Origin of the sequence: Pseudomonas sp. LS1212 (assembly GCF_024741815.1) — a bacterium.
In the GTDB taxonomy this organism is placed as follows: Bacteria; Pseudomonadota; Gammaproteobacteria; order Pseudomonadales; family Pseudomonadaceae; genus Aquipseudomonas.
The window spans coordinates 5,149,363-5,175,775 of record NZ_CP102951.1 but is presented as its reverse complement, the minus strand read 5'-3'; the positions used below and the strand labels follow the sequence as shown (position 1 = coordinate 5,175,775).

Genomic DNA, 26,413 nt, shown 5'->3' with positions numbered 1-26,413 from the left:
GCGACGGACGTCTGTAAATTAATACAGGCGAACGGCGCGGCGCTGTTCGCGCTGTACTTTCTTGGCGTGACGCTTGACAGCAGCTGCTGCTTTACGCTTACGCTCAGAAGTCGGCTTCTCGTAAAATTCGCGGCTACGAACTTCAGCCAGAACACCGGCTTTTTCGCAGGAGCGCTTGAAACGACGCAGAGCTACGTCGAAGGGTTCGTTCTCTTTAACTTTGACGGCTGGCATCCAGAGCTACCTTCATTCATTACCGGGGTCAACGTACTCATGGCGGAAAAACGCGCTGGAGGACGTCGGTTTTTAAGGGTTGCGGATGTTAACCCTAAGGCGCTCGGAATGCAAAGCCTCTGATCGAAAACCGCTGGTCGGGGCCGAAAGCGGCGACTATCATGCGCGCCTTCGAATTCAGCCTCAACAAGGCGCAGACCCATGCTAGTACTGGGATTGGAAACATCCTGCGACGAAACCGGCGTCGCATTATACGACAGTGAACGGGGCCTTCTGGCCGACGCACTGTTCAGTCAGATCGACCTGCACCGAGCCTATGGCGGCGTGGTGCCGGAGCTGGCCTCGCGTGATCACGTCAAGCGCATGCTGCCGTTGATCCGTCAGGTGCTGGCCGAAGCCGACTGCGTACCCACCGAGATCGACGCGATCGCCTACACCGCGGGTCCTGGCCTGGTCGGCGCCTTGCTGGTCGGGGCCTCCTGCGCGCAGGCGCTGGCGTTTGCCTGGGGCATTCCGGCCCTGGGCGTGCACCATATGGAAGGCCATCTGCTGGCCCCGATGCTGGAGGAGCAGCCGCCGGAATTCCCGTTCGTCGCTTTGTTGGTATCCGGCGGTCATACCCAGCTGGTTCGGGTCGATGGAATCGGTCGTTACGAGTTGTTGGGTGAAACCCTGGACGACGCTGCCGGTGAGGCCTTCGACAAGACCGCGAAAATGATCGGTCTCAATTATCCCGGCGGCCCGGAGATCGCCCGCCTGGCAGCCCAGGGGGTTGCCGGCCGCTTTGTTTTTCCGCGCCCCATGACCGACCGTCCAGGGCTGGATTTCAGTTTCAGTGGCTTGAAAACCTTTGCGCTCAACACCTGGCAGCAGTGCCGGAGCGCCGGGGACGACGGCGAGCAAACCCGTTGCGACATCTCGCTGGCCTTCCAGCAGGCGGTGGTGGAGACTTTGACGATCAAATGCCGTCGGGCCTTGAAACAGACGGGTATGAAGCGTCTGGTCATTGCCGGTGGCGTCAGCGCCAACAAGGCTCTGCGGGCATCTTTGGAAACAATGCTCGGTGAGCTCAAGGGCAACGTCTACTACGCTCGTCCTGAGTTCTGCACCGATAATGGCGCGATGATCGCATTTGCCGGCTGCCAGCGTTTGCAGGCCGGTCAGCAGGAAAGCCTGGCAATCAGTGTGCAGGCGCGTTGGCCGATGGAGCAGTTATCGGCGTTGTGAGCCTGAGCGGTGCTCATTTTGTAGATTCAGAAATGCCGTTCGCGTCCGGCAAACAGGTCGCGTAGATTGCCGCGGTGGCGCCAGACGATGAGCAGGGTCAGTACGCTCATCGGCAGCAGTGCCTCGGGCTCGCGCCAAGCCAGGAGGGGCAGGATCAGCGGTGTTGCGATCAGGGCGGCGAGCGAGCTGGTGCGGGTCAGGTAGAAAATGAGCGCCCAGGCAGCAATGGCCAGCATCGCGGCGGGCGGGTAAAGGCCCAGCAGCATGCCGGCGGAAGTGGCAACACCTTTGCCGCCGCGAAAGCGGAAGTACAGCGGGAACAGGTGGCCAAGAACTGCGCAGAGGCCGACCCAGGCCTGCTGTTGCAGTGACAGGCCGGCCAGGCTGGCGATCAGCACGGGAAGCAAACCCTTGCAGAGGTCGCCAAGCAGTGTGATGACGGCGAGCTTTTTACCTGCCAGGCGCAGCATATTGGTGGCGCCGGCGTTGCCGGAACCGCTCATTCGCGGGTCTGGGCTGCCGGTCAGGCGACTGAGGATGATGGCGAAGGACAGAGAGCCAAGCAGGTAGGCAAGTAACGCCAGTAACCAAAACATGCTAACTATTCCGGGCGAGGACGCCCCAGATTCTAACGGCGCATTGCGCCCTTGTCGTGCTGCGGAGAGAAGTGCTTGGACAGAGTGTTTATCGAAGGTCTGGAAGTCGACACCGTTATCGGTGCCTATGACTGGGAGCGGGGCATTCGTCAGTGCCTGCGTCTGGACCTGAGTCTCGCCTGGGACAACCGCCCGGCCGCTGCGGGTGACGACCTGACGCTGGCCCTCGACTATGCCAGTGTCTGCACGCGCATCCAGGGGTTTGCCGAGCAGTCGCAATTTCAGTTGGTCGAGACCTTCGCCGAGCGTCTGGCCGAAGTGCTGATGAGTGAGTTCCAGATTCCCTGGCTGCACCTGCGGTTGACCAAGCCAGGTGCTGTGCCAGCCGCCAAAGGGGTAGGCGTGGAGATCGAGCGCGGATGTCTCTGACCCCGGTTTACCTAGGGCTCGGTAGCAACATCGAGCGTGAAGTCCACTTGCACGCGGGGCTCGATGCCTTGGCTGGATTTCTCCAGGGCATGCGCTGTTCTGCGGTTTTCGAAAGCCAGCCCGTAGGTATCAAGAGCGGGCCGTTTTTCAATCTGGTGGTGTCGGCCATGACCGATCTTCCGCTGATGGAGCTGGACCGCCGCTTGAAGTTCATCGAGGCGGACAACGGCCGCTATGCCCCGGACCGCAAAGGCTTGCCGTTGGATATCGACGTCTTGCTGTATGGCGATCTGGTCGGCAATTTCGATGGTTTGATCCTGCCTCGCGCCGAGATTCTCAAGAATGCCTTTGTGTTGTGGCCGCTTTCGTTGATTGCGCCGGATCTTGAACATCCAGTGGTGGGTAAAAGTTTCCGGGCGTTGTGGGCTGAATCGAGTATCGATCAGGTGCTGGCTCCGGTTCCGTTTGAGTGGAATGGGCGGCAGCTGACGCAAACTTTCAGTTGATCACAGTATTTTGCGACCGGGAACCGGTCGCAGGATCTCGGATCAGCTCCCTTTGTAGGCCTGTAACGCCCTGAGCCGCTCACCCTTGAGCGCTTCACCCAGCGCCTTGCCCTTGATCCCCTGTTCGATCAGCGGCTGCACAGAGACCGCACGGGCGGCCTGGGCTGCGCCGCGCAGATAATCAGCCTGTGGATAACTCCGCTCTTCCAGCCCCAGGCGCCCGCGCGCATCCATCTCGCAGGCGGCGATAAACTCCTCGAAGCGATGCGGGCGGCGATACACGTCGAAGCTTTGCAGGAGTTCGAGCAAGGTCGACGCCTTGAGCTCCAGCGCCCGGTGGCCGTGGGTGTAATACTCCCCGACCAGCATGGCCAGTTCCTGGCAATCTCGAGGTACCTTGAAGCGCTCGTTCACTGTTTTGATCAGCTCGAGGCCCCGCTGTTCGTGGGCAATATGCCGTGGCCACAGCTGCGGCGGTGTTCGCCCCTTACCCAGATCGTGCAGCAGACAGGCCCAGCGCACGCTCAGCGGTTGCTGGAACCTGGCGGCCTGTTCCAGCACGCTGAGGGTGTGCGTGCCCGTGTCGATTTCCGGGTGATGGGCCGCCGGTTGCGGAACGCCAAACAGTTCGTCGACCTCGGGAAGCAGCTCTTTGAGGGCGCCGCAGTCGCGCAGGACTTGCACAAACACCTGGGGCTGATCTTCCATCAGTGCGCGGGCGATTTCCTTCCACGTGCGCTCTGGTGTCAGGGCCAGCAATTCGCCTGAGTCGCTAAGTTGACGCATCAGCTCCAGGGTTTCCGGTGCGACGGTAAAACCCAGCCCGGCATAACGCGCTGCAAAGCGTGCAACACGCAAGACTCTTAGGGGATCTTCGGCGAATGCGGGAGAAACATGGCGCAAGATTCGAGCTTCAAGGTCGTCCTTACCATGGTAAGGATCGGTCAAATTACCCTGTTCATCCTCGGCCATGGCGTTGATGGTCAGGTCTCGCCGAATCAGGTCTTCTTCAAGGGTAACGTCGGGGCTGGCATGAAAGACAAAGCCACCATAGCCCCGGCCGCTTTTTCGCTCGGTGCGCGCCAGCGCGTATTCCTCACCGCTTTTGGGGTGCAGGAACACCGGAAAGTCTGCGCCTACCGGTCGATAGCCCAGGGCTTGCATCTGATCGGTGGTGGCACCGACCACAACCCAGTCGACATCGGTGACCGGCCTGCCAAGCAGTCGATCGCGCACAGCGCCGCCGACTTTATAAATCTGCATAAAAAACCTCCGTTGACCCGACAGGATACCTGTTGTCTCGGGCCAGCGGAGGTGCAGCGTGGGTCACAGATGAACGACGGCCAGGTCCAGTCGACCGTACTCACCATCGCCATGCTCGCTTCTGGGGGGCACGTGATGGGTCTTCACGATCTGGTCGCCCTGAAGGGTTTCCAGATGGATGTCGAAGCCCCACAGGCGATGCAAATGCTTGAGAACCTCCTCAGTCGAATCACCCAGGGGTTTGCGGTCATGCTGCTGGTGACGCAGGGTCAGCGAGCGGTCGCCGCGGCGGTCAATGCTCCAGATCTGCACGTTGGGCTCTCGGTTGCCCAGGTTGTACTGCGCGGCGAGGGTTTCGCGAATGATCCGGTAACCTTCTTCGTCATGGATGGCCGGGACCAGCAGGTCATCGCGTTGGTCGTCATCGAGGATGCTGAACAGTTTCAGGTCGCGGATGACCTTTGGCGAGAGGTACTGCAGGATGAAACTCTCGTCCTTGAAGCTGCTCATGGCGAACTTGATGGTCGATAGCCAGTCGCTGCCGGCGATGTCCGGGAACCAGCGACGATCCTCTTCGGTGGGGGCCTCGCAGATGCGGCGGATGTCCCTGTACATGGAAAAACCCAGGGTGTAGGGGTTGATGCCGTTGTAGTAGGGGCTGTCGAAGCCGGGCTGGAAGATCACGCTGGTGTGGGACTGGAGAAACTCGATCATGAAGCCGTCCGTGACCAGGCCTTCGTCATACAAATCGTTCATCAGGGTGTAATGCCAGAATGTTGCCCAGCCCTCGTTCATCACCTGTGTCTGGCGTTGTGGGTAGAAGTATTGAGCGATCTTGCGCACGATCCGCACGACTTCCCGCTGCCAGGGTTCGAGCAACGGCGCGTGTTTCTCGATGAAGTAAAGAATGTTTTCCTGGGGCTCGGCGGGAAAACGGGCGTTATCCCGGTCACTGTGTTTACCGGTGCCCTTGGGAATTGTCCGCCACAGGTCGTTGATTTGCTTCTGCAGATGCTCTTCGCGGTCCTTCTGGCGCCGCCGTTCTTCTTCGGCGGAAATCGGGTAGGGCCGCTTGTAACGGTCGACACCGTAGTTCATCAGGGCGTGGCAGGAGTCGAGCAGGTCCTCCACCGCGTCGATGCCATGGCGCTCTTCGCACTGCATGATGTACTGCTTGGCGAATACCAGATAGTCGATGATCGAACTGGCGTCGGTCCAGGTGCGGAACAGGTAGTTGCCCTTGAAGAAACTGTTGTGGCCATAGCAGGCATGCGCAACCACCAGCGCCTGCATGCAGATGGTGTTTTCCTCCATCAGGTAGGCGATGCAGGGGTCGGAGTTGATCACGATCTCGTAGGCCAGCCCCATTTGGCCGCGACTGTAGGACTTCTCGGTGCTAAGGAAGTGTTTACCGTAAGACCAGTGGTGATAGCCCAGTGGCATACCCACCGAGGCGTAGGCATCCATCATCTGTTCGGCGGTGATGACCTCGATCTGATTGGGGTAAGTATCCAGGGCATAACGTTCGGCAATACGACTGATCTCCCGGTCGTAGGCCTGGATAAGTTCAAAGGTCCATTCTGAACCCGTGGAAATGGGTTGGCGCTTCTGCTCTCTAGCAGTCATGTCACTAACCTGCGCTGAAAGAGTTCACGGAAGACCGGATAGATATCGCCGGCCGATACCAGCTGCTGTTGGGCGAACGTGTCGACGAAAGCGTCGCCGATGCGCTCGTATTCAAACCATAGGGCCTGGTGTTCGCGCGGGGTAATCTCCACGTAAGTGTAGTACTGCACGAATGGCATGATCTGCTTGGCCAGGATATCGCGGCAGATGGGTGAGTCATCGTTCCAGTTGTCACCGTCGGAAGCTTGCGCTGCGTAGATGTTCCACTCGTTGGTTGGGTAGCGTTCGGCCATGATTTCCTGCATCAGTTTCAGAGCGCTGGAAACGATGGTGCCACCGGTTTCGCGTGAATAGAAAAACTCTTCCTCGTCGACTTCGCGGGCGCTGGTGTGATGGCGAATGAACACCACGTCAATCTTGTCGTAGTTACGCTTGAGGAATAGGTACAACAGGATGAAAAAGCGCTTGGCGATGTCCTTGGTCGCTTGGGTCATGGACCCGGAAACGTCCATCAGGCAGAACATGACAGCCTTGGAGCTTGGATTGGGCTGCTTGATCAGCAGGTTGTACTTGAGATCGAACGTATCAAGGTAGGGGATCCGATAAATTCGTGCGCGCAACCGTTCGATTTCGGCCTCTATTTCCTGAATATCGCCGAAATTGTCCGGCTCTTCCTGCTTGAGACGCGCCAGTTCCTCCTGCGCCACGCGAAGCTTGCCGCGGCTGCTTCCGGACAGTGCGATTCGCCGGGCATGGGCCGAGCGCAGGGTGCGAATGATGTTGATGCGCGAGGGGTTGCCTTCGTTGCTGATGCCGGCGCGCACCGTCTTGAAGGTGTCGCTGCCGCTCAGGTGGCGCTTGATCAGGTTAGGCAGTTCCAGGTCTTCGAACATGAATTCGAGGAACTCTTCCTGGGTAATCTGGAAGACGAACTCGTCCATGCCCTCGCCGGAGTTACCGGCCTTGCCCGGCCCTCTGCCGCCACCGCCCCCCGGTGGTCGAGCAATGTGTTCGCCCGCGGTGAATTCCTTGTTGCCGGGGTGAACAACGGTTTGTTTGCCGCCGCGGCCATGGTGCAGCACCGGTTCGTCGATATCGCGACCGGGAATGCTGATCTGTTCGCCATGTTCCATATCGGTAATGGAACGGCGGCTTACTGCTTCTTCAACAGCTTTCTTGATGTGATCACGGTAGCGCCGCAGAAAGCGTTGGCGGTTTACCGTGCTCTTGTTCTTGCCATTGAGACGTCGGTCGATCACATAGCTCATGACTGCTCCTTAGAAGCTGTCTTGAAACGGGTCGAACGGGCTGAGGCTGAGCAAGATGATTGCGGGGCATCCAGACAAGGATGCCCTGAACCAGGTTTGCGTGTCAGCTCGCCGCCGGTTTCTACAACACCTTCTTAAAACCTGTGTAACAGAAAATGCCGACACAGGCTCTGGGCTAACGACAACCGGTGCTTCCGGTCGCGGATTATTGGGATTTTCTAACCCGCAGGTACCATTCCGAGAGCAACCGGACTTGCTTGTCTGTGTAACCGCGCTCCACCATCCGTGTGACGAAGTCGTTGTGTTTTTGTTGGTCCTCTTTGCTGGCCTTGGCGTTGAAGCTGATAACAGGCAGCAGATCCTCCGTGTTGGAGAACATCTTCTTCTCGATCACTACGCGCAGTTTCTCGTAGCTGAGCCAGGTCGGATTCTTGCCGTTATTGTTGGCTCGTGCACGCAAGACGAAGTTGACGATTTCGTTGCGGAAATCTTTCGGGTTGCTGATGCCTGCCGGTTTTTCGATTTTTTCCAGCTCTTCGTTGAGCGCGACCCGGTTGAGGATCTCGCCGGTTTCCGGATCACGGTATTCCTGATCCTGAATCCAGAAGTCCGCGTACAGCACATAACGGTCGAAGATGTTTTGCCCGTATTCGCTGTAGGACTCCAGGTAAGCGGTCTGTATTTCCTTGCCGATGAATTCGATGTAACGCGGTGCCAGGTACTCTTTCAGGTAGCGCAGGTAGCGTTCACGCACTTCGGCCTGGAATTGTTCCTGCTCGATCTGTTGTTCCAGTACGTACAGCAGGTGTACCGGGTTGGCGGCGATTTCATGCGGGTCGAAGTTGAAGACTTTCGACAGGATCTTGAAGGCAAACCGGGTGGAGAGACCGTTCATGCCCTCGTCGACCCCCGCCGCGTCGCGGTATTCCTGGATCGACTTGGCCTTCGGATCGGTGTCCTTGAGGTTTTCGCCGTCGTACACGCGCATCTTCGAGTAGATGTTCGAGTTCTCCGGCTCCTTGAGGCGCGAGAGCACGGTGAACTGGGCGAGCATCTTCAGTGTGTCGGGTGCGCAATGCGCCTTGGACAGGGAGCTGTTGAACAGCAGCTTGTCGTAGATCTTCACTTCGTCGGTTACGCGCAGGCAGTACGGCACCTTGACGATGTAGATCCGGTCGATGAAGGCCTCGTTGTTCTTGTTGTTGCGGAAGCTGTGCCATTCCGATTCGTTGGAGTGAGCCAACAAAATCCCCGAGAACGGGATCGCGCCCAGCCCTTCGGTACTGTTGTAGTTGCCTTCCTGGGTTGCCGTGAGCAGTGGGTGCAGCACCTTGATCGGCGCCTTGAACATCTCCACGAACTCCATCAGGCCCTGGTTGGAACGGCAGAGGGCGCCGGAGTAGCTGTAGGCATCGGCGTCGTTCTGCGGAAACTCTTCGAGTTTGCGGATATCGACCTTGCCCACCAGTGCGGAAATGTCCTGGTTGTTCTCATCACCCGGTTCGGTCTTGGCCACGGCGATCTGGTTCAGGATCGACGGGTAGAGCTTGACCACGCGGAACTGACTGATGTCGCCGCCGAATTCAGCCAGACGCTTGGTGGCCCAAGGCGACATGATGGTATTGAGATAGCGCCGCGGAATGCCGAAGTCTTCTTCGAGAATGGCGCCATCTTCCGTGGCGTTGAACAGGCCCAATGGTGATTCGAAGACCGGTGAGCCCTTGATGGCGTAGAAGGGCACCTTCTCGATCAGCTGCTTGAGTTTTTCGGCCAGGGAGGATTTACCGCCGCCGACCGGGCCCAGCAGGTAGAGAATCTGCTTCTTCTCCTCCAGACCCTGGGCAGCATGGCGGAAGTAGGAGACGATCTGATCGATGCACTCCTCCATGCCATGGAAGTCTTCAAAGGCTGGATAGCGACGGATCACCTTGTTCGAGAAAATCCGTGACAGTCGGGAATTGCTCGAGGTATCGAGCAGTTCTGGTTCTCCAATTGCCAATAGAAGACGTTCGGCTGCCGAAGCGTAAGCACTGCGATCCTTTTTGCAGAGCTCAAGATACTCCTGAAGCGAGAGTTCTTCCTGGCGTGTGGATTCGAAACGTTGTTGGAAGTGGCTAAAAATACTCATGACGTCACCTCGCTCGATACGTGGAGCCGACGTCGGATCAGTCAGTTGATGCTGGCATGCAACCGGAAAACCGGATGCTGTATACCCCCCAGAACACCTGTAAAGTCGCTACCGATGACCCGCACGCCGGTGTACCGGCTCTCCCCTTTTTTGGATGGCCTCGGCTTAAGGATAGTTCGGAATCCGAGAGGTCAAGGCGCGATAAGCAATAAGTTCTGGCTGACCGTTCGTCAGCCAGGGTGCAAGCCCGTGTATTACGCGGGGTACACGAATTGAAAAAAATTATTCTTGCGAGTTTTGGGCGGTTTCCTGGGGAAAGGTCGCCCGCCAGAGCTCAAAGCCGCCGTCGAGGCTATAGACATCCGAGAAGCCCTGGCTGACCAGGTAAGCCGCGGCGCTCTGGCTGGAATTACCGTGATAGCAGACCACCACCAGCGGCGCATCAAGGTCAGCCTTGGCAATGAAGTCGTGCAGGGAGTGGTTGTCCAGATGTTTCGAGCCGCTGATGTGGTTCAGGGCGTAGGTTTGCAGGTCGCGGATATCGACCACCACCGCACTCTGTTCACGCAGGGCCTGGGCCTGCTCGGGAGGGATACGTTTGAATTCGCTCATGGGCTGGGTCCTTCTTGGCTGATCGTGCATTCTAGACTTTTGTAGCGATCGCGGCGTAGGGCGGTGTGACTGGCGGCGCCGATTGGCGTGGCTTGCCATGCTCATCGCATTTGCAGAGATGGCGTTCACCGGAGTCGACGTTGAGCAGTGTCAAGGCGCCGCCCCAGACGCAACCGGTGTCCAGGGCGAAGATGCCGGGTTGTTTGACGCGCCCTTCCAGTGCTGCCCAGTGGCCGAAGATTATCTTCAGGGCGCGGGTTCTGCGGGCCTTGTGCGCGAACCAGGGCGCATAGCCTGGTGGTGCGGTATCGGCGCCTTCCTTGCCCTTGAGGTCGAGCTTGCCGTCGGGGGTGCAGAAGCGCATGCGGGTAAAGTAGTTGGTGATCAGTCGCAGGCGATCGATGCCTTTGAGGTTCCTGTCCCATCTGTTCGGGTCGTTGCCATACATGCCATCGAGATAGGGTTTGAAGCGGTTGTCGTCACGCAAAACCTCTTCGACCTCGGCGGCGTAGCGCAACGCTTTGCTCATGCTCCATTGCGGCGGGACTCCGGCATGGACCAGGGCGACTTCGCGCCGCTCATCGAAATGCAGCAGCTTCTGCTGGCGCAACCAGTCCAGGAGTTCCTTGGCGTCTGGTGCTTCGATGATCTCGCGCAGGGTATCGGCCTTTTTCAAGCGCTCGATGTTGTTCCCGGCGGCGAGCAGGTGCAGGTCGTGGTTGCCCAGCACGCACACCAGGGAGTCGCGCATGGCGTAGAGGAAACGCAGGGTCGCAAGTGATTCCGGGCCGCGGTTGACCAGGTCGCCAGCCAGCCAGAGCTGGTCCTTTGCCGGGTCGAAGGCGACACGCTCGAGCAGGCACTTCAGTGGTTGCAGGCAGCCCTGCAGGTCACCGACCGCATACACTGCCATCAGTGCAGAGCTCCGGGCACGGCCAGCCGAAACGGGGCAATCACAGCGTCAAAACGTTTACCGTCTTCAGCCATCATCTGGTAGCTGCCTTGCATGTTGCCGACCTTGGTCGTCATCACGGTGCCGCTGCTGTAGGTGTGGCTTTGGCCGGCCTGGATCAACGGTTGTTGCCCGACCACGCCCTCGCCGCGAACCTCTTCGACGTGGCCGTCGCCATCGGTGATTACCCAGTGTCGCGAGAGAAGCCTGGCGGGAAGCAGGCCATTGTTCTGCACGGTGATGGTGTAGGCGAAGGCGTAACGGTCTTGCTCGGGTTGTGACTGTTCTGCCAGAAAGCGAGTGACGACGCTGACGTCGACCTGATAGCGAGGATCGGACATGCAAGAGGCCTTAAAAGCGAACGCGAATAAAACCGGATGTTTACCGGTTCGATCAGTCTAGGCCATCTCATGCCCGTGAGGCCAGCGTTCACCGGCCTCGCGGGTGAGCGGATATTCAGCTGGCGGTGTTCTGCTCGGCCAGTTTGTCAGCCAGGCGTACGAATGCCGCCAGGTCCAGTTGTTCCGGGCGCAGGCTGCCGTCGACGCCGGCGGCGGAAATGGCTTCGCTGCTGAGCAGGGCCTTGAGGGTGTTGCGCAGGGTCTTGCGGCGCTGGTTGAAGGCTTCGCGGACGACGCGCTCAAGCAGGCGGTGGTCCTTGGCCGGGTGCGGCAGGACTTCATGGGGCACCAGGCGTACGATCGCCGAGTCGACCTTGGGCGGCGGGTTGAACGCGCCCGGGCCGACATTGAACAGGTGTTCTACCCGGCAGTGGTACTGGACCATGATCGAAAGCCGACCCCAATCGCCACCACCCGGGCCTGCTGCCAGGCGTTCGACCACTTCCTTCTGCAGCATGAAGTGCATGTCGCGGATCAGGCTGGCATTGTGCAAGAGGTGAAAAATCAGCGGAGTAGAGATGTTGTACGGCAGGTTGCCGACCACCCGCAGGCTGTTCGGTGCCGCGCCAAGGGTATTGAAGTCGAACTTCAGGGCATCGCCCTGGTGCAGGCGGAAATTGTCGTTGCCGGCAAATTGCCGGTTGAGAATGGGGACCAGGTCCTTGTCCAGCTCGACCACATCCAGTTGCGCACCGCTGCTCAGCAGGCCTTCGGTGAGGGCGCCCTGGCCCGGGCCGATTTCCAGCATGCGATCGCCCTGGCGGGCGTGAATAGCCCGCAGAATGCGGTCGATCACGCCAGCGTCATGCAGGAAGTTCTGACCGAAGCGCTTGCGCGCCCGGTGTTGGTATTGCTCGCTCATAGTCGGGTCTCGGCCATCTGGTAGGCGGTTTCCAGGGCGACCTGCAGGCTGCCGGTGTCGATCCTGCCGCTGCCGGCCAGATCCAGGGCTGTGCCGTGGTCGACCGAGGTGCGGATGATCGGCAGGCCGAGCGTCACGTTGACGGCGGCGCCGAAGCCTTTGTACTTCAGTACGGGCAGGCCCTGGTCGTGGTACATCGCCAGCACTGCGTCGCAGTGCTCCAGATATTTGGGGGTAAACAGAGTGTCGGCAGGCAGCGGGCCGCGAAGATCCATGCCTTCGCTGCGCAGGCGCTCCAATGTAGGTTCGATGATGTCGATTTCTTCGCGCCCCAGGTGACCACCTTCGCCGGCGTGCGGGTTGAGGCCGCAGACCAGGATGCGTGGTTGGGCAATGCCGAATTTCTGCTTCAGGTCGGCGTGGAGGATGCGGGTGACCCGCTCCAGCCGTTCGTCGGTGATGGCATCGGCTATGTCGCGCAACGGCAGATGGGTGGTGACCAGGGCCACGCGCAGGCCGCGGGTGGCAAGCATCATCACCACTTGCTCGGTATTCGTGAGGTCGGCAAGAAATTCGGTATGGCCGGAGAAGGCGATGCCGCTTTCGTTGATCACGCCTTTGTGCACGGGGGCAGTGATCATGCCGGCAAAGTGCCCATCCAGGCAGCCCTGGCCTGCGCGGGTGAGGGTTTCCAGCACGAAGGCGGCATTGGCCTTGTCCAGTTGCCCGGCGGTAACCGGCGCGCCCAACGGTGTATCCCAGACATACAGGCTGCCGGCTTGGGCCGGTTGGGTCGGGAACGCATCCGGGGTCACTGGCAGCAGGTTGACAGCCACACCCAGCTGCGCGGCCCGCTCGGCGAGCAGGTCACGGCTGGTAATGGCGATCAGGGGATATGGCTGGGGGTGCGAGGCGAGCAGCAGGCACAGGTCAGGACCTATGCCGGCCGGCTCGCCGGGTGTCAGCGCGAAACGCTTGAGCTTCACTGTTGCGCCTGGTCGACGCCAGGGAGCTTGATCTCGACGTACGCTTCATCACGGATCTGACGCAGCCAGGTTTGCAGCTCTTCGTCGTACTTGCGGTTACGCAGGACAGTCATGGCCTGCTGTTCGCGGGCTTGGCTGGTGCTGTCGGTGGCGCGGCGACCCAGGACTTCCAGGACGTGCCAGCCATACGGGCTCTTGAACGGTTTCGACAGCTGGCCCTGTGGGGTTTCGGCCATTACCTGGCGGAATTCGGGGACCAGAGCGTTCGGGTCGATCCAGTTCAGGTCGCCACCGTTGAGCGCGGAACCCGGGTCTTCGGAGAAGCTTTTTGCCAGCTCGGCGAAGTCTTCGCCGGAGGTGATCCGGTCGTACAGGCGTTCGGCCAAGCGCTGTGTCTCGGCTTCGCTGCGGATTTCGCTGGGCTTGATCAGGATGTGGCGAACATGGACTTCGTCACGGACCTGGGTGCCACCGCCGCGCTTTTCCAGCAGCTTGACGATGATGAAGCCGCCGGGGGTGCGCATCGGCTCGGTGAAGTCACCGGGCGACATCAGGCTGAGTTGACGGTCGAATGGTGGAGGCAGTTGCGCAGCTTTACGCCAGCCCATGTCGCCACCTTCCAGTGCGGTTTCGCTGGCCGATCGGGCGATGGCCAGTTGGCCGAAGTCAGCGCCTTGCTTGAGTTGCTGGTAGACATCCTGGGCTTGACGGGCCGCGCTCTGGATGGCGTCCGAGCTGGCGCTTTCCGGTGTCGGGATCAGGATGTTGGCCAGGTGGAACTCTTCGGACAGCTGCATTTTGCCCATGTCCGAGGCGAGGAAGTTCTTCACTTCCTGCTCGGTAACCTGAATGCGCTCGGCCACGCGGCGTTGGCGCACACGGCTGATGATCATCTCGCGACGCACCTGCTCGCGGGCGTCGTCGTAGGAGAGGCCGTCGCGGGCAAGGGCGGCACGGAACTGCTCGACACTCATGTTGTTGCGCTGGGCAATGGTGCCGATGGCCTGGTTCAGCTCTTCGTCGGTGATGCGAATGCCGGAGCGATCACCAATCTGCAATTGCAGGTTCTCGACGATCAGGCGCTCCAGCACCTGCTGTTCCAGCACGCCGGCAGGCGGCACACCGGCACCGCGCTTGGCGATGGTTTGTTGAACTTCATGGACGCGCTGGTCCAGTTGGCTCTGCATCACCACGTCGTTGTCGACGATGGCCACGACTTTGTCCAGGGTCTGTACCTGGGCCTGCGCCGCGGTACCCAGTAATACTGCGCCCAGCATCAGCGGGCGCAGACAATCAGTAAGCTTGATCTTCACGTTGACGATAACCTTGAATGCCTTTGTCCAGGAAGCTCTCGACCTTACTACCTACCACGCCACCGAGGCCTTTCAGCACGATTTGCAGGAAGATCCCATGGTCGCCTTTTTCGTTCGACGGCGCATCCTGGCTGAACTCGTCGTAGTCGATCCAGTAACGGTTGATCAGACGCAGTTTCCAGCAGCAGTTGTCGTACTCGAAACCACCGAAGGCTTCCAGGGTGCGATTGCGGTTGTAGTCGTACTGCCAGCGGCTGATGGCGGTCCATTGCGGCACGATCGGCCACATGACCGAGAAGTCGTGTTGCTGGATCTTGTAGTAGTCCTTCACGTAACCGGGGGTGCCTGGGGTGCCATAATCGCCGCCGCCCACAGACCACTTACCGGTGGTCTGGTCATAGCGGACCAGGTCGTTGCGGTAGCGGTAGCCCAGGTTGACGACCTTGTTCACGTTGTCTTCAGGCTGGTAGTGGAACATCGCGCTACCCGAGCGGGTTTTGCGGCTGTCCGGGTCCCAGTTGAAATCGGAGTTGAAGCGCCAGTCGCGGTTGTAGCGATACTCGTATTCCAGTGCGTACGGCGAGACATTGGCTTGCGCGTCTTCGCGGGTGCTCCCATCGATGCCGGGCAATTGCACCTTGCGATCCTTGAAGTACACGGCCTGACCGACGCTCAAGCGCTGACGCTCGAAACCGTTGTCTTCGATCCAGCGGTTGGTCACCCCCAGCGACAATTTGTTTTCGTCGCCGATGCGGTCGGAGCCGTAGAAACGATTCTCGCGGAAGAGAGACGCGTAGTTGAAAGTGCTTTCACTTGTGTCAAATACGGGAATGTCAGTCTGGTCCTCTTCAGGAACATACAGATAGAACAGACGTGGCTCCAATGTCTGGCGGTAATCCTTCCCGAACCATTGCGTGCTGCGGTCGAAGTACAGACCGCTGTCGACGCTGAAAATCGGGACGTTGCGGTCCTGCGAACTATTGAACTCTTCGTCAGCCAGTAGTGTGTTCTTTCCCTGCTGATCCAGATCCAGATCGTACCGGGTATAGACATGCTTGACCGAGGGCTTCAGGAAGCCGTAAGTCCATTCAAGTGGCAGGCTGACGCCCGGCTTTACGTTGACCCGGTTACCGTTGGCGCGGGCGAGGCCGGCAACGAAGGTGTCGTACCAAGGGGTGCCGACGCCGTTCTCGTCAACGAAATTACCTTTGCGCAGATCCCGATCAAACCGCACAAACTCGGTTTCGTAGCCGAAGTCGAGCCCTCCTGGATGGTACGGCAAGGCACCATTGAAGGTAATTTGCGGCAAACGATCATACGGCGTGATGTTGGAAATAGTCGCCAGCTTGTACGCATGCAAGTTCAGGCGAGCAGCATAGCTGTCGCCGCGATAGGTCAAGGCGCCTTTCTGATCGATGTAGTCCTTGCTTTCCACACCGATCTGATCGGATTCCAGATCCTGAAAGTAATACGGATCGCTGATATCGGTGTAGTCGACTTCGCTCAACAGGCGCGAGTCCAGGCCACCCTTGTGCTGCCAGTTGACCATCCAGCGATCTTCCTGGTAGTCGGACTGCAGCTTGCGCTCGTCTTCCTTGTCATTGAGGTAGGCGCCACCGAACTGACCTTCGCTGGTTTCGGTCAGGTAGCGGAACTCGCCTTCCATCAACAGGCCGCGCTTGGACATGTAGCGCGGGTACAACGTGGCGTCATAGTTAGGCGCCAGGTTGAAGTAGTACGGCGTGACGAAGAAAAAGCCGGTGTCGCTGCTGGTGCCGAGGCTCGGCGGCAGGAAGCCGGACTGGCGACGGTCGTCTATCGGGAAGTAGATGTACGGGGTGTAGAACACCGGCACATTCTTGACCCGCAGCGTCACGTTGGTTGCGGTACCGAAGCCGGTCGCCGGGTTCAAGGTGATGTTGTTGCCCTTGAGGTGCCACGCGTTGTTGTTCGGTTCACAGGTGGTATAGGTACCATCCTTGAGGCGGATGATGGCGCTCTCGGAACGCTTGGCGTACAGCGCGTTGCCGCGGATGTGCGACTTGTGCATCACGTATTCGGCGTTGTCGACCCGGGCTTCGCCGGTATCGAGCTGGACCTGGGCGTGATCGCCGACGACCAGCGCGCCGTTATCGCGCAGTTTGACGTTGCCATTGAGCTCGCCACGGTTCTCGGCCTGGTACAGGCTGGCCTCGTCGGCCTCGACCTGCATGCTGCCCTGGCGCATGACGACATCACCGGCGAGGGTCGCGATCTGTTCTTCGGACTGATAGCGCGAAGCCTTGGCACCGATAAAGGTCGGCGCTTCGCTCTTTGGCGTGGTGTCGTCCATGCCGGGACGAATAGGCTCGACATAGGCGCCGGCGCAATAAGGCCCGGTTTCGGCGAGCTGGGCAGGGGTAAGATTCTCCCGCGGTACCCAGTCGAGATGGCTATAGTCGGCACTGCGAGACTTCAGGGCACGGCCCTTGCTCTCGGTAACCAGCATGGTGTCGGCGGCCTTATCGTCGCTGCCAGGGGCGCTTGGGGCGGTGCCTTCAGCGCTCTCGCTCACTGTCGGCGTTTCATGCACGGGACGTGGCGGCAACGGGGCTACATTGGTTTTGGGCTTGCAGTCCCAGCCTCCCGCAGCAGAGACTTGGCAGTCAAACTGTTCTGCGGCTACCAGGTAAGGTGCGGCCAGAGGCTGCATAGCCAGCAAGCCACCAGTGACCAGCAGCGGAAATTTTTTACGAAACGCGGGGGATTTCAATGCCATCTTATTAGTCCGGGCTTCCTGCGTGCCATCTGCCCGCGGGGGAGCCGCACGCCTCTCGATGGTCTGAAAAAGATGCTGGATAATAAAGCATGACCCGCTTGACGGCTAGCGCCGTCGGAGACCCTTGTAATGCCTGAACACGATGTACGCCTGCAACACTTGAAAGTATGGCTCGACGAACAGCTGGCAAAGCTCTTTCTGACCGAAGGCTGGGGTGCCGTTCCCCCGGCCACGTTGACCGCAGCCAGCAGCGATGCGAGCTTTCGCCGGTATTTTCGCTGGGAAGGCCAGGGCCGCAGTTTCATCGTCATGGATGCGCCGCCCCCGCAGGAAAACTGCAAGCCTTTCGTGGACATTGCCCGTTTGCTCGCAACGTCCGGGATAAATGTACCGGTCATACATGCCGAGGATCTGGAGCGCGGCTTTCTGCTGCTTAACGATCTGGGCAACAAAACCTACCTGGATGTGATCGACGCCAATAACGCCGACGTGCTGTTCAAGGATGCAATCGCAGCCTTGCTGGCATTTCAACAGTTGCCGATGGACGCCCCGCTGCCCAGCTATGACGTGGCCTTGCTGCGACGCGAGCTCGAGCTGTTTCCCGAGTGGTATGTGCGTCGCCACCTGGACATCGAGTTTGACGAGAAGCAACAGACGGCCTGGGATCGGGTCAGTGCCCTGCTGATCGACAGCGCCCTGGCACAACCGAAAGTGCTGGTGCATCGCGACTATATGCCACGCAACCTGATGCTCAGCGAGTCGAACCCTGGCGTGCTGGATTTCCAGGATGCGGTCTATGGGCCCGTCACCTACGACATCACCTGCCTGTTCAAGGATGCCTTCCTCAGTTGGCCGCAGGAGCGCGTGCTGGCCTGGCTGCAGGATTACTGGCACCAGGCACGCCAGGCGGGCATCCCGGTACACCCGCAGTTCGAAGCGTTTGAGCAGGCCAGCGACCTGATGGGCGTACAGCGCCACCTGAAAGTGATCGGTATCTTCGCACGCATCTGCCACCGTGACGGCAAGCCGCGCTATCTCGGCGATGTACCGCGCTTCTTCGCTTATATAGAGGCGGTCGTTGCGCGTCGGCCGGAGCTGGCGGAATTGGGCGAGCTGATCGCTTCGCTGCAAGCGAAGGCGGGAGCTACTGCATGAAAGCGATGATTCTGGCCGCAGGCAAAGGCGAGCGTATGCGTCCCTTGACCTTGCATACGCCCAAGCCATTGGTTCGCGTCGCCGGGGTGCCTTTGATCGAGTATCACCTGCGAGCGCTGCAGAGCGCGGGTTTCAAGGAGGTCGTGATCAATCACGCCTGGCTTGGCCAGCAGATCGAAGACTATCTGGGCGACGGTGCTCGCTACGGGCTGCAGATCAGCTTTTCCCCGGAGGGAGAGCCGCTGGAAACCGGCGGCGGCATCTTCAAGGCGCTCCCGCTGTTGGGCGAGGAGCCTTTTTTGCTGGTCAACGGCGACATCTGGACCGATTACGACTTCTCGACCCTGCGCAAACCCCTGTCCGGCCTGGCCCACCTGGTGCTGGTGGATAATCCGGATCACAACGGTCGCGGCGACTTTTCGCTGGTCGATGGTCAGGTTCGCGATGATCCGTCTTCCTCGCAAACGCTCACCTACAGCGGGCTTGCCTTGCTGAGCCCGAAATTGTTCACTGACTGCGAACCGGGCGCTTTCAAGTTGGCGCCACTGTTGCGTGAGGCGATGGGCAAAGGCCAGGTCAGCGGCGAGCATTTCGCGGGGCAGTGGGTCGATGTCGGAACCCACGAGCGTTTGGCTGAAGTCGAGCACCTGCTTTGCGGGCGCCATTGAAATGCTCTGGCCTAGTACCCTGATCGGTGCCGGCGCAGGTTTTGCCATCGCCAGTATTCCCGGCGCACTGCTCGGTGCGCTGATCGGTCAGGTCATGGACCGGCGCCTGCAGTTGCACAGCTGGGCTCACGTGCGGGAGCGGCTGGGGGGCAAACCGGTCCTGCGCGACGACGAGCTGCTGTTCGTGATGCTCGGGCGCCTGGCCAAAAGCGACGGCCGGGTGGTCGACGGGCATATCCAGCAGGCGCAGCAGGAAATGCGCCGTCTGGACTTGAGCGAGCCTGCACAGCAGAGGGCGATTGCCGCGTTCAATCGCGGCAAGGCGGGCCAGGACCACCTGCGGGGCAACCTGCAACGCCTCAAGCGTCAGCCCCATGCCGCCGAAGGTGTGTTGCGGGCCTGCTGGCGGATGATCTGGGCCGATGGCAAAGCGACGCGCCAGGAGCGGGAGCTGGTCCTGCTTTGGGGGAAGTGGCTGGGTTGGACGCCGGCCAAGGTGCAGGCCCTGGGCACTGACTACGACCCCAAGCGAAAACCGCTGGCCAGTAGTAGCGGCACCTACCAGGAGGCCATGCGACTTCTCGGTGTGGCCGCCAACACCGAGCCTGCGCAAATCAAGCGGGCCTATCGACGCCTGATCAGCCGTCACCACCCGGACAAGCTGCTGGGCAGCGGCGCTAGCCCCTCCCAGGTTTGCGAAGCGACCGAGCGGACCCGGGAGTTGCACCAGGCCTACGCGGTCGTTCGCCAGCGCAGGGATTTCTAAAAGGCCGTTTTATCGGGTTCAGGGCCGAGCCAGCCACGGATGCGCCGGAACAATTGCTCCTGTTCGGCAGCCTTGTTGCCGGGTAATGCCTTGAGGGAAACCTGGCTGTAACCACTGTCCTTGGCCCGCTTGCTGGCTTGCAGGCGCTGCAGGGCGGCCTGACGGACCTGCGGGCGATCGCTGTAGAAAAAGTCCGCCGTCGGTAGTTTCAAAGTGGGGGTCAACGTGTCCAGCCCCTGGCTGGCATTCACGGGTGTCCGGGCGGCAACCATCACCAGTTTTTGCACTTGGGGAGGCTGGCGTTCGTTCAGGTAGCGCGCGGCCCAATAGGCACCGCTGCCGTGCCCGAGCAAGACAATGGTTCGAGCCTTTTGCTGCTGGGCGTAGGCAATACCCGCTTCGATTCGTGCGAAGATCCGCTCGGCGTCAGCCGCGTTTTGCGCTTGCTCTGCTGAGATGGCGTTGTCGAAGGGCTCGGTGTCGGGGGCGGTGGCCTGTTCGACGCTGGCCGCGGCGTCCGGTGGGGTTGCCTGGCTGGTTGATGCTGTCGTGGGTGGTGGGGCAGGTTCGGGGGGCACGGCTCGCGGTTGCGGTGCATCGCCGAGCAGGTCCGGAAGGGTCAGGCTCAGGCTGTGCCAGCGTGCGTCCGGCAACTTGCGACGCAGCGGGCCAACGGCCTGCGGCCAGTCGGCCGTTTCGCCGGCACCGGGTACGATCACCACGGCGCCCACGGGGTCGCGGCTGTTGGCCGGCTTCCACAGGGCCAGAAAGTTGTCGTTTCCAGCGCTCAATGTTTGCTGTTCCTGCGACGGCAGTTGCCGCTCCAGGGCCAGGGCATCCTCCTGGCTGCGTTCGGGCAATGGATGACGCCGCACCGCTGCGGCTTGGGTAGCCTCTTCACTTGTGGGCGTTTGGGCGGCGTCTTCGGCCACCACTGGCTGGGAGCAGGGTAGTATCAGCGCCAGGCAAAACGCGGAAAGCGTCGTGCGGTAGATTGGAAACATCGGATAATCCAGGCCAGAAATATACCGGCAGCCTAATTGTATTTGTCAGGGACAGCCATCGCCTGCAATGGCCGTTTCTTCATTGATGAGATTGTGCATGAAGCGATTGCGTTGCCTGATGGTTATCGGCTGTCTGTGCCTTCCCTTGATCGCATTGGCGGCGCCAGTGCCCTCTGCGCCGGCGGTACAACTCGACGCCGGCCAGCGTCAGTGGCTCGATCAGCACCGCAGCCTGCGGGTGGGGCTGGTGTTGCAGGCGCCCTATGCGCAGTTTGACCAGCGCCTGCAGCGGCTGTCAGGGGTCAACGTGGAGCTGATGAATTGGCTGGCCCGGCTGCTGCAGGTTGAGCTGTTCTGGCGCAACTTTCCCGATCAGGCAGCCCTTGAGCGCGCCTTGCGGGCGGGAGAGATCGATCTTGCTCCCGGTTTGACACAAACCCCGGCGGGGCTGCGGATCTGGTTGTTTTCCGACCCGTACATGCGTGTTCCGCAACTGGTGGTCGGCATGCGCAACGGCGCGATAACGATTGACCTGGAGCAGCTCGGCAGCGAAGAACGGGTAGCAGTGCGCATGCCCAGCGCCGTGGCAGACTACCTGCGCAGCACTTACCCGAAGCTTAATCTGCAAGGGGTTCCGCTTGAACGTCAGGCGCTGCAATTGCTCCTGAGCGACCAGGCCCGCTATGCGGTCGTGGATGAGGCGCAGCTGAGCCGGTTGTCGCGCGAGCCCGAGTTCGCCGATCTGGTGGTGGTCGGCGATATTGGCTTGCCGCAACTGTTGCGGGTGGCCTCGCGGGCCGATTGGCCGGAACTTGCGCAAATACTGGGGGCGGCCTTGCATGCGATCCCGGCCAAGGATCTGGAGCAGTTGCACGGGCGCTGGCTGCAGCCCAAATACCCGCGGCTGACCGAATCGCCGGGGTTCTGGCAAAACCTTTGCCTGCTGCTCGTGGTGCTGCTGTTGGCCTGTATCGCCATCGTGACCTGGCAGCGTCGTCAGCAGCGGGTATTGGAGCATTCGTTACTCGCGGCCCGCGAAGATATCGCCCAGCGCCTGGCCAGCGAAGAAGCGCTGCGGTTGACCCAGTTTTCCATTGATCAAAGCACTGTCGGCATTCTTTGGGTCAACTGGGACAGCCATGTGCGCTATGCCAACCATGCTGCCGAGACGATGCTGGGGTATGCGCCGGGCGCGGTGGTGGACCGGCCGTTGATCGATTTCGAGCCCGGCCTGCATATGGATCGCTGGCTCAACTTGTGGAAGCGCGCCCGCTCCAGCGAGGAGGGGCCGCAGAGTTTCGAGACCCAGTGTGTCCGCGCCGATGGCAGCATCCTGCCAGCCGACGTCTCGCTGAGCTTTCTGCGTTTTCGCGACGCCGAGTACCTGGTGGTGTTTTTGACCGATGTCACCGAGCGCCGTCGGGCATTGGCGGCACTGCAGGAAAGCGAGGCTCGTCTCCAGGGGATTGCGGCCAACGTGCCAGGGCTGGTGTTTCGCCTGGAGCGGGCCCAGGCGGGCGGGCTGCTTGAATTTGCCTATATCAGTGAAGGCAGCGAGAGCCTGGTGGGTTACTCGCCAGCGATGTTGCGACACCCGGACATGGGCCTGCGCAGCCTGGTTCACCCGGACGACCGGGCCAGCTATCACCGTACTCAGGATCAGGCGCTTGATACCGACCGTGACTGGTCATGGCAAGGGCGAATCCTGACCCGGCAGGGAGAAGAGCGCTGGGCCGAGATCAAGGCGATCACCCGTGGCCTGGGCGATGGTCGGGTGGTCTGGGACGGTATCGTCTGGGACATCACCGAGAGCAAACGCATCGAACTGAAGCTGGCCAGCTCCCAGGAGCAATTGCGCGAACTGTCGGCGCATCTCGAGAGCGTGCGCGAAGAGGAAAAGGCCCGCATCGCCCGCGAGGTTCATGATGAGTTGGGGCAGATGCTGACCGTGCTCAAGCTGGAAACCTCGATGTGCGAACTGGCCTATGCCGATCTCGATCCGGGGCTCAATGACCGCCTCGGCAGCATGAAGCGCCTGATCGCTCAATTGTTCCAGCTGGTACGCGATGTGGCCACGGCCTTGCGCCCGCCGATCCTGGATGCTGGCATCGCCTCGGCCATTGAATGGCAGGCGCGGCGCTTCGAGGCGCGCACGCAGATTCCTTGCCTGGTGGAAGTGCCGGATAACCTGCCACCATTGAGCGATGCCAAGGCCATTGGCTTGTTCCGGATCCTGCAGGAGGCACTGACCAATGTCATGCGCCACGCCCGGGCGCATACTGTGCAGATCAGCCTGACCCTCAGCGAGCAGATGCTGTGTATGACGATCATTGATGACGGTTGCGGTTTTGTCGTGCAAGCCAATCGGGTCGCATCCTTCGGCCTGGTTGGCATGCGCGAGCGGGTATTGATGCTCGGCGGTACCCTGGAGCTGGACAGCGAGCCGGGTGAAGGCACCAGCCTTTGTGTATGTATCCCGTTGAATTAGGAGGGTGGCAGTGATCCGTGTACTCGTGGCCGAAGACCACACCATTGTTCGAGAAGGCATCAAACAGTTGATCGGTCTGGCCAAGGACCTGATCGTGGCGGGGGAGGCCTGCAATGGCGAACAACTGCTCGATACCCTGCGCCATACCGAATGCGAAGTGGTCCTGCTGGATATTTCCATGCCCGGGGTCAATGGCCTGGAGGCGATTCCGCGTATTCGGGCGATGAACAATCCGCCGGCGATTCTGGTGTTGTCGATGCACGATGAGGCGCAAATGGCCGCTCGCGCATTGAAAGTCGGCGCGGCCGGTTACGCAACCAAAGACAGTGACCCGGCCCTGTTGCTGACAGCCATTCGTCGGGTCGCGGGCGGTGGGCGCTATATTGACCCGGACCTGGCCGACAGGATGGTGTTCGAGGTGGGCCTGACCGACTCGCGCCCTCTGCATTCGCTGCTTTCCGAGCGTGAGTTTTCGGTGTTCGAGCGCCTGGCTCAAGGCGCGAACGTCAATGACATCGCCCAACAACTGGCGCTGAGCAACAAGACCATCAGCACCCACAAGGCGCGCCTGATGCAGAAGCTCAATGTCAATTCGCTGGCCGAGCTGATCAAGTATGCGATGGAGCACAAGCTCGTATGACTGGCTGGCTTGTCTGAAAGCGACAGATGGTTTTTTGTGGTGGCCCCATCGCTGGCAAGCCAGCTCCCACAGGGATTGCGCGAAACCCTGTGGGAGCTGGCTTGCCAGCGATGGGGCCGGTCAGGCCTGCGACATATCCAAATACGCCGCGCGTGTAGGGCAATCCCTACCCCGACTCTTCCAAACCGCTGATATCAATCTCTCATACCCCCCGATTTGCGCGACGCCCAGCCTTCACTAGGCTTAATCCACGGCAGTCATCAAACAAAAAGGTGTGGGTATGAGCGAGGTGAATTCGAGCGCTGGGGCAGGCGAGGTACTGGTCAGCTTTCGTGGCGTGCAAAAGAGCTACGACGGTGAAAATCTGATCGTCAAAGACCTCAACCTGGACATTCGCAAAGGCGAGTTTCTCACCTTGCTGGGGCCTTCGGGTTCGGGCAAGACCACCAGCCTGATGATGTTGGCAGGTTTCGAGACCCCCACCGCCGGCGAAATTCTGTTGGCCGGCAAGGCCATCAATAATGTGCCGCCGCACAAGCGCGACATCGGCATGGTGTTTCAGAACTATGCATTGTTCCCGCACATGACGGTGTCCGAGAACCTGGCCTTTCCGTTGACGGTACGTGGCCTGAGCAAGACCGACGTCAGCGAGCGGGTCAAGCGCGTCCTGAACATGGTCCAGCTCGACGCTTTTGCCCAGCGCTATCCGGGCCAACTCTCCGGTGGTCAGCAACAGCGCGTGGCCCTGGCCCGTGCATTGGTGTTCGAACCGCAACTGGTGCTGATGGATGAGCCGCTGGGCGCGCTGGACAAACAACTGCGTGAACACATGCAGATGGAAATCAAACACCTGCACCAGCGCCTGGGCTTGACCGTGGTCTACGTGACGCACGACCAGGGCGAAGCCTTGACCATGTCCGACCGGGTAGCCGTATTCCACCAGGGCGAGATCCAGCAGATCGCCGACCCGCGCTCCTTGTACGAAGAGCCGAAGAACACCTTCGTTGCCAACTTCATCGGTGAGAACAACCGCATCAGTGGCCGCCTGCTCAGTCAGGACGGTGAGCGTTGCGTCGTGGGCCTTGCCCGTGGCGAAAAAGTCGAAGCGTTGGCGGTCAATGTCGGCGCACCGGGTGAGGCGGTGACCCTGTCGATTCGCCCTGAGCGCGTGCGCCTCAATGGCCACAGCGAAAGCTGCATCAACCGATTCTCGGGACGTGTTGAAGAGTTCATCTACCTGGGCGACCACGTACGTGTGCGCATGGAAGTGTGCGGCAAGTCCGACTTTTTCGTGAAACAGCCAATCGCCGAGCTCGATCCGGCCCTGGCCGTGGGCGATGTGGTCCCGCTTGGCTGGCAGGTCGAGCACGCTCGTGCGCTTGATCCGTTAGAGGCTGTTTGAAGGTTTGCTTCACCAATCCTGTACTGCGGAGATAATAATAAATGCTCAAACACTTGAAGTTCACCGCCCTGACACTGGGCATGATGTGCGCGGCCCAGGCCATGGCAGCGCCAGGGCCTGACTTGACCGTTATTTCCTTCGGCGGCGCGAACAAGGCGGCTCAGGAAAAGGCCTTCTACGCCCCTTGGGAAAAGGCTGGCAGTGGCAAGATTGTCGCCGGCGAGTACAACGGCGAGATGGCCAAGGTCAAAGCCATGGTCGACACCAAGAGCGTGTCCTGGAACCTGGTCGAAGTCGAATCGCCGGAACTGGCGCGCGGCTGCGACGAAGGCATGTTCGAAGAGCTCGATCCGGCCCTGTTCGGCGATGAAAGCGACTACGTCCCAGGCGCTATCCAGCCTTGTGGTGTTGGCTTCTTCGTGTGGTCGACTGTTCTGGCCTACAACGCCGACAAGCTGAAAACGGCACCGACCAGCTGGGCTGATTTCTGGGATACCAAGCAGTTCCCGGGCAAGCGTGGCTTGCGCAAGGGCGCCAAGTACACCCTGGAATTCGCCCTGATGGCCGATGGCGTTGCGCCCAAGGAAGTCTACAGGGTGCTGGGCACCAAAGAAGGCCAGGATCGCGCCTTCAAGAAGCTCGACGAGCTCAAGCCAAGCATTCAATGGTGGGAAGCTGGCGCTCAGCCTCCGCAATACCTGGCCTCCGGTGACGTGGTCATGAGCTCGGCCTACAACGGCCGGATCGCTTCCGTACAGAAAGAAAGCAATCTGAAAGTCGTCTGGAACGGCGGTATCTACGACTTCGACGCCTGGGCTATCCCGAAGGGCGCGAAAAATGCCGATTACGCCAAGAAGTTCATCGCTTTCTCGGTCGCACCTGAGCAGCAAAAGGCCTACTCGGAAAACATCGCTTACGGTCCGGCCAACTCCAAGGCCGTCCCGCTGCTGGACAAGGCGATCCTGAAAGACATGCCGACCACGCCGGAAAACATCGCCAACCAGGTGCAGATCGATGTGGCCTTCTGGGCCGACAACAGTGAGCAACTGGAACAACGCTTCAACGCTTGGGCTGCCAAGTAACCCGTGCCGTCGGAGCGTCACCTGCGGGTGACGCTCCCCTTTGTATA

The 26,413-nt window shown here is 60.3% G+C and carries 24 protein-coding genes; 10 read left to right on the top strand and 14 right to left on the bottom strand.

The window, feature by feature from the left end; translation table 11 throughout:
- Positions 1–18 precede the first annotated feature (18 nt).
- A complete protein-coding gene (gene rpsU / locus NVV94_RS24255) occupies positions 19–234 on the bottom strand; it encodes a 30S ribosomal protein S21 (RefSeq protein ID WP_002551877.1) in 216 nt (71 codons plus the stop codon).
- 201 nt (positions 235–435) lie between these two features.
- Between rpsU and tsaD the strand changes: the two genes are divergently transcribed.
- Positions 436–1,461: a tRNA (adenosine(37)-N6)-threonylcarbamoyltransferase complex transferase subunit TsaD gene (gene tsaD, locus NVV94_RS24250; RefSeq protein ID WP_258444828.1), complete on the top strand. Its 1,026-nt coding sequence runs from the start codon at positions 436–438 to the stop codon at positions 1,459–1,461.
- Positions 1,462–1,487: 26 nt separating this feature from the next.
- Here the strand turns inward: tsaD and plsY are convergent, their stop codons facing one another.
- Complete coding sequence (gene plsY / locus NVV94_RS24245; protein WP_258444827.1) at positions 1,488–2,057, bottom strand: glycerol-3-phosphate 1-O-acyltransferase PlsY; 570 nt, start codon at positions 2,055–2,057, stop codon at positions 1,488–1,490.
- A gap of 75 nt (positions 2,058–2,132) precedes the next feature.
- Here plsY and folB point away from each other — a divergent pair, with 75 nt between their 5' ends.
- Both folB and folK read left to right on the top strand, forming a co-directional pair.
- Positions 2,133–2,486, top strand: a complete 354-nt coding sequence (gene folB, locus NVV94_RS24240; protein WP_258444826.1) for a dihydroneopterin aldolase — start codon at positions 2,133–2,135, stop codon at positions 2,484–2,486.
- The gene (gene folK, locus NVV94_RS24235) at positions 2,477–2,992 is read left to right on the top strand and encodes a 2-amino-4-hydroxy-6-hydroxymethyldihydropteridine diphosphokinase (RefSeq protein WP_258444825.1); all 516 of its coding nucleotides are present in this window, start codon (positions 2,477–2,479) and stop codon (positions 2,990–2,992) included. Before folB ends, folK begins: the two co-directional genes overlap by 10 nt.
- Before the next feature lie 42 nt (positions 2,993–3,034).
- Here folK and NVV94_RS24230 read toward each other — a convergent pair whose 3' ends face one another.
- From NVV94_RS24230 to NVV94_RS24180, 11 genes are all read right to left on the bottom strand, one after another.
- Positions 3,035–4,255 carry a multifunctional CCA addition/repair protein gene (locus tag NVV94_RS24230; protein ID WP_258444824.1) on the bottom strand — a complete coding sequence of 407 codons (1,221 nt, stop codon included), beginning with the start codon at positions 4,253–4,255 and terminating at the stop codon, positions 3,035–3,037.
- A 63-nt stretch (positions 4,256–4,318) separates the two neighbouring features.
- Positions 4,319–5,881, bottom strand: coding sequence for a SpoVR family protein (locus NVV94_RS24225; protein ID WP_258444823.1), 1,563 nt, complete (start codon positions 5,879–5,881; stop codon positions 4,319–4,321).
- Positions 5,878–7,149: a YeaH/YhbH family protein gene (locus tag NVV94_RS24220; RefSeq protein WP_258444822.1), complete on the bottom strand. Its 1,272-nt coding sequence runs from the start codon at positions 7,147–7,149 to the stop codon at positions 5,878–5,880. The genes NVV94_RS24225 and NVV94_RS24220 overlap by 4 nt, the downstream gene beginning before the upstream one ends.
- Before the next feature lie 205 nt (positions 7,150–7,354).
- Positions 7,355–9,277, bottom strand: coding sequence for a PrkA family serine protein kinase (locus NVV94_RS24215; RefSeq protein ID WP_258444821.1), 1,923 nt, complete (start codon positions 9,275–9,277; stop codon positions 7,355–7,357).
- Between the two features lie 282 nt (positions 9,278–9,559).
- A complete protein-coding gene (gene glpE, locus NVV94_RS24210) occupies positions 9,560–9,889 on the bottom strand; it encodes a thiosulfate sulfurtransferase GlpE (RefSeq protein ID WP_258444820.1) in 330 nt (109 codons plus the stop codon).
- Positions 9,890–9,920: 31 nt separating this feature from the next.
- The gene (locus NVV94_RS24205) at positions 9,921–10,802 is read right to left on the bottom strand and encodes a symmetrical bis(5'-nucleosyl)-tetraphosphatase (RefSeq protein ID WP_258444819.1); all 882 of its coding nucleotides are present in this window, start codon (positions 10,800–10,802) and stop codon (positions 9,921–9,923) included.
- Positions 10,802–11,182 carry a Co2+/Mg2+ efflux protein ApaG gene (apaG, locus tag NVV94_RS24200; protein ID WP_258444818.1) on the bottom strand — a complete coding sequence of 127 codons (381 nt, stop codon included), beginning with the start codon at positions 11,180–11,182 and terminating at the stop codon, positions 10,802–10,804. Before apaG ends, NVV94_RS24205 begins: the two co-directional genes overlap by 1 nt.
- A gap of 115 nt (positions 11,183–11,297) precedes the next feature.
- Entirely contained in the window at positions 11,298–12,104 is an 807-nt protein-coding gene (gene rsmA, locus NVV94_RS24195; protein WP_258444817.1) for a 16S rRNA (adenine(1518)-N(6)/adenine(1519)-N(6))-dimethyltransferase RsmA, read from the bottom strand.
- Positions 12,101–13,090 carry a 4-hydroxythreonine-4-phosphate dehydrogenase PdxA gene (gene pdxA, locus NVV94_RS24190; RefSeq protein WP_258444816.1) on the bottom strand — a complete coding sequence of 330 codons (990 nt, stop codon included), beginning with the start codon at positions 13,088–13,090 and terminating at the stop codon, positions 12,101–12,103. Before pdxA ends, rsmA begins: the two co-directional genes overlap by 4 nt.
- Positions 13,087–14,403, bottom strand: coding sequence for a peptidylprolyl isomerase SurA (gene surA, locus NVV94_RS24185; protein ID WP_258444815.1), 1,317 nt, complete (start codon positions 14,401–14,403; stop codon positions 13,087–13,089). The genes pdxA and surA overlap by 4 nt, the downstream gene beginning before the upstream one ends.
- A complete protein-coding gene (locus tag NVV94_RS24180; RefSeq protein ID WP_258444814.1) occupies positions 14,384–17,161 on the bottom strand; it encodes an LPS-assembly protein LptD in 2,778 nt (925 codons plus the stop codon). The genes surA and NVV94_RS24180 overlap by 20 nt, the downstream gene beginning before the upstream one ends.
- Positions 17,162–17,290: 129 nt before the next feature.
- Here NVV94_RS24180 and NVV94_RS24175 point away from each other — a divergent pair, with 129 nt between their 5' ends.
- The 3 genes from NVV94_RS24175 to NVV94_RS24165 are packed head-to-tail and all read left to right on the top strand — an operon-like array spanning position 17,291 to position 19,750.
- Positions 17,291–18,316 (top strand): aminoglycoside phosphotransferase family protein, encoded by a 1,026-nt coding sequence (locus NVV94_RS24175; RefSeq protein WP_258444813.1) that lies wholly within the window; start codon positions 17,291–17,293, stop codon positions 18,314–18,316.
- A complete protein-coding gene (gene murU, locus NVV94_RS24170; RefSeq protein ID WP_258444812.1) occupies positions 18,313–18,984 on the top strand; it encodes an N-acetylmuramate alpha-1-phosphate uridylyltransferase MurU in 672 nt (223 codons plus the stop codon). Before NVV94_RS24175 ends, murU begins: the two co-directional genes overlap by 4 nt.
- 1 nt (position 18,985) lies before the next feature.
- Positions 18,986–19,750: a DnaJ domain-containing protein gene (locus tag NVV94_RS24165; RefSeq protein WP_258444811.1), complete on the top strand. Its 765-nt coding sequence runs from the start codon at positions 18,986–18,988 to the stop codon at positions 19,748–19,750.
- Here NVV94_RS24165 and NVV94_RS24160 read toward each other — a convergent pair.
- Entirely contained in the window at positions 19,747–20,754 is a 1,008-nt protein-coding gene (locus NVV94_RS24160) for an alpha/beta hydrolase family protein (RefSeq protein ID WP_258444810.1), read from the bottom strand. The genes NVV94_RS24165 and NVV94_RS24160 overlap by 4 nt on opposite strands.
- A 97-nt stretch (positions 20,755–20,851) precedes the next feature.
- Between NVV94_RS24160 and NVV94_RS24155 the strand changes: the two genes are divergently transcribed.
- The 4 genes from NVV94_RS24155 to NVV94_RS24140 all read left to right on the top strand — a co-directional run bounded on the left by NVV94_RS24155 (position 20,852) and on the right by NVV94_RS24140 (position 26,366).
- Positions 20,852–23,242 (top strand): PAS domain S-box protein, encoded by a 2,391-nt coding sequence (locus tag NVV94_RS24155; RefSeq protein ID WP_258444809.1) that lies wholly within the window; start codon positions 20,852–20,854, stop codon positions 23,240–23,242.
- Between the two features lie 10 nt (positions 23,243–23,252).
- Complete coding sequence (locus NVV94_RS24150; RefSeq protein WP_258444808.1) at positions 23,253–23,882, top strand: response regulator transcription factor; 630 nt, start codon at positions 23,253–23,255, stop codon at positions 23,880–23,882.
- 280 nt (positions 23,883–24,162) lie between these two features.
- Positions 24,163–25,284, top strand: coding sequence for an ABC transporter ATP-binding protein (locus tag NVV94_RS24145; RefSeq protein WP_258444807.1), 1,122 nt, complete (start codon positions 24,163–24,165; stop codon positions 25,282–25,284).
- 41 nt (positions 25,285–25,325) lie between these two features.
- Positions 25,326–26,366 carry an ABC transporter substrate-binding protein gene (locus NVV94_RS24140; protein WP_258444806.1) on the top strand — a complete coding sequence of 347 codons (1,041 nt, stop codon included), beginning with the start codon at positions 25,326–25,328 and terminating at the stop codon, positions 26,364–26,366.
- Positions 26,367–26,413 lie beyond the last annotated feature (47 nt).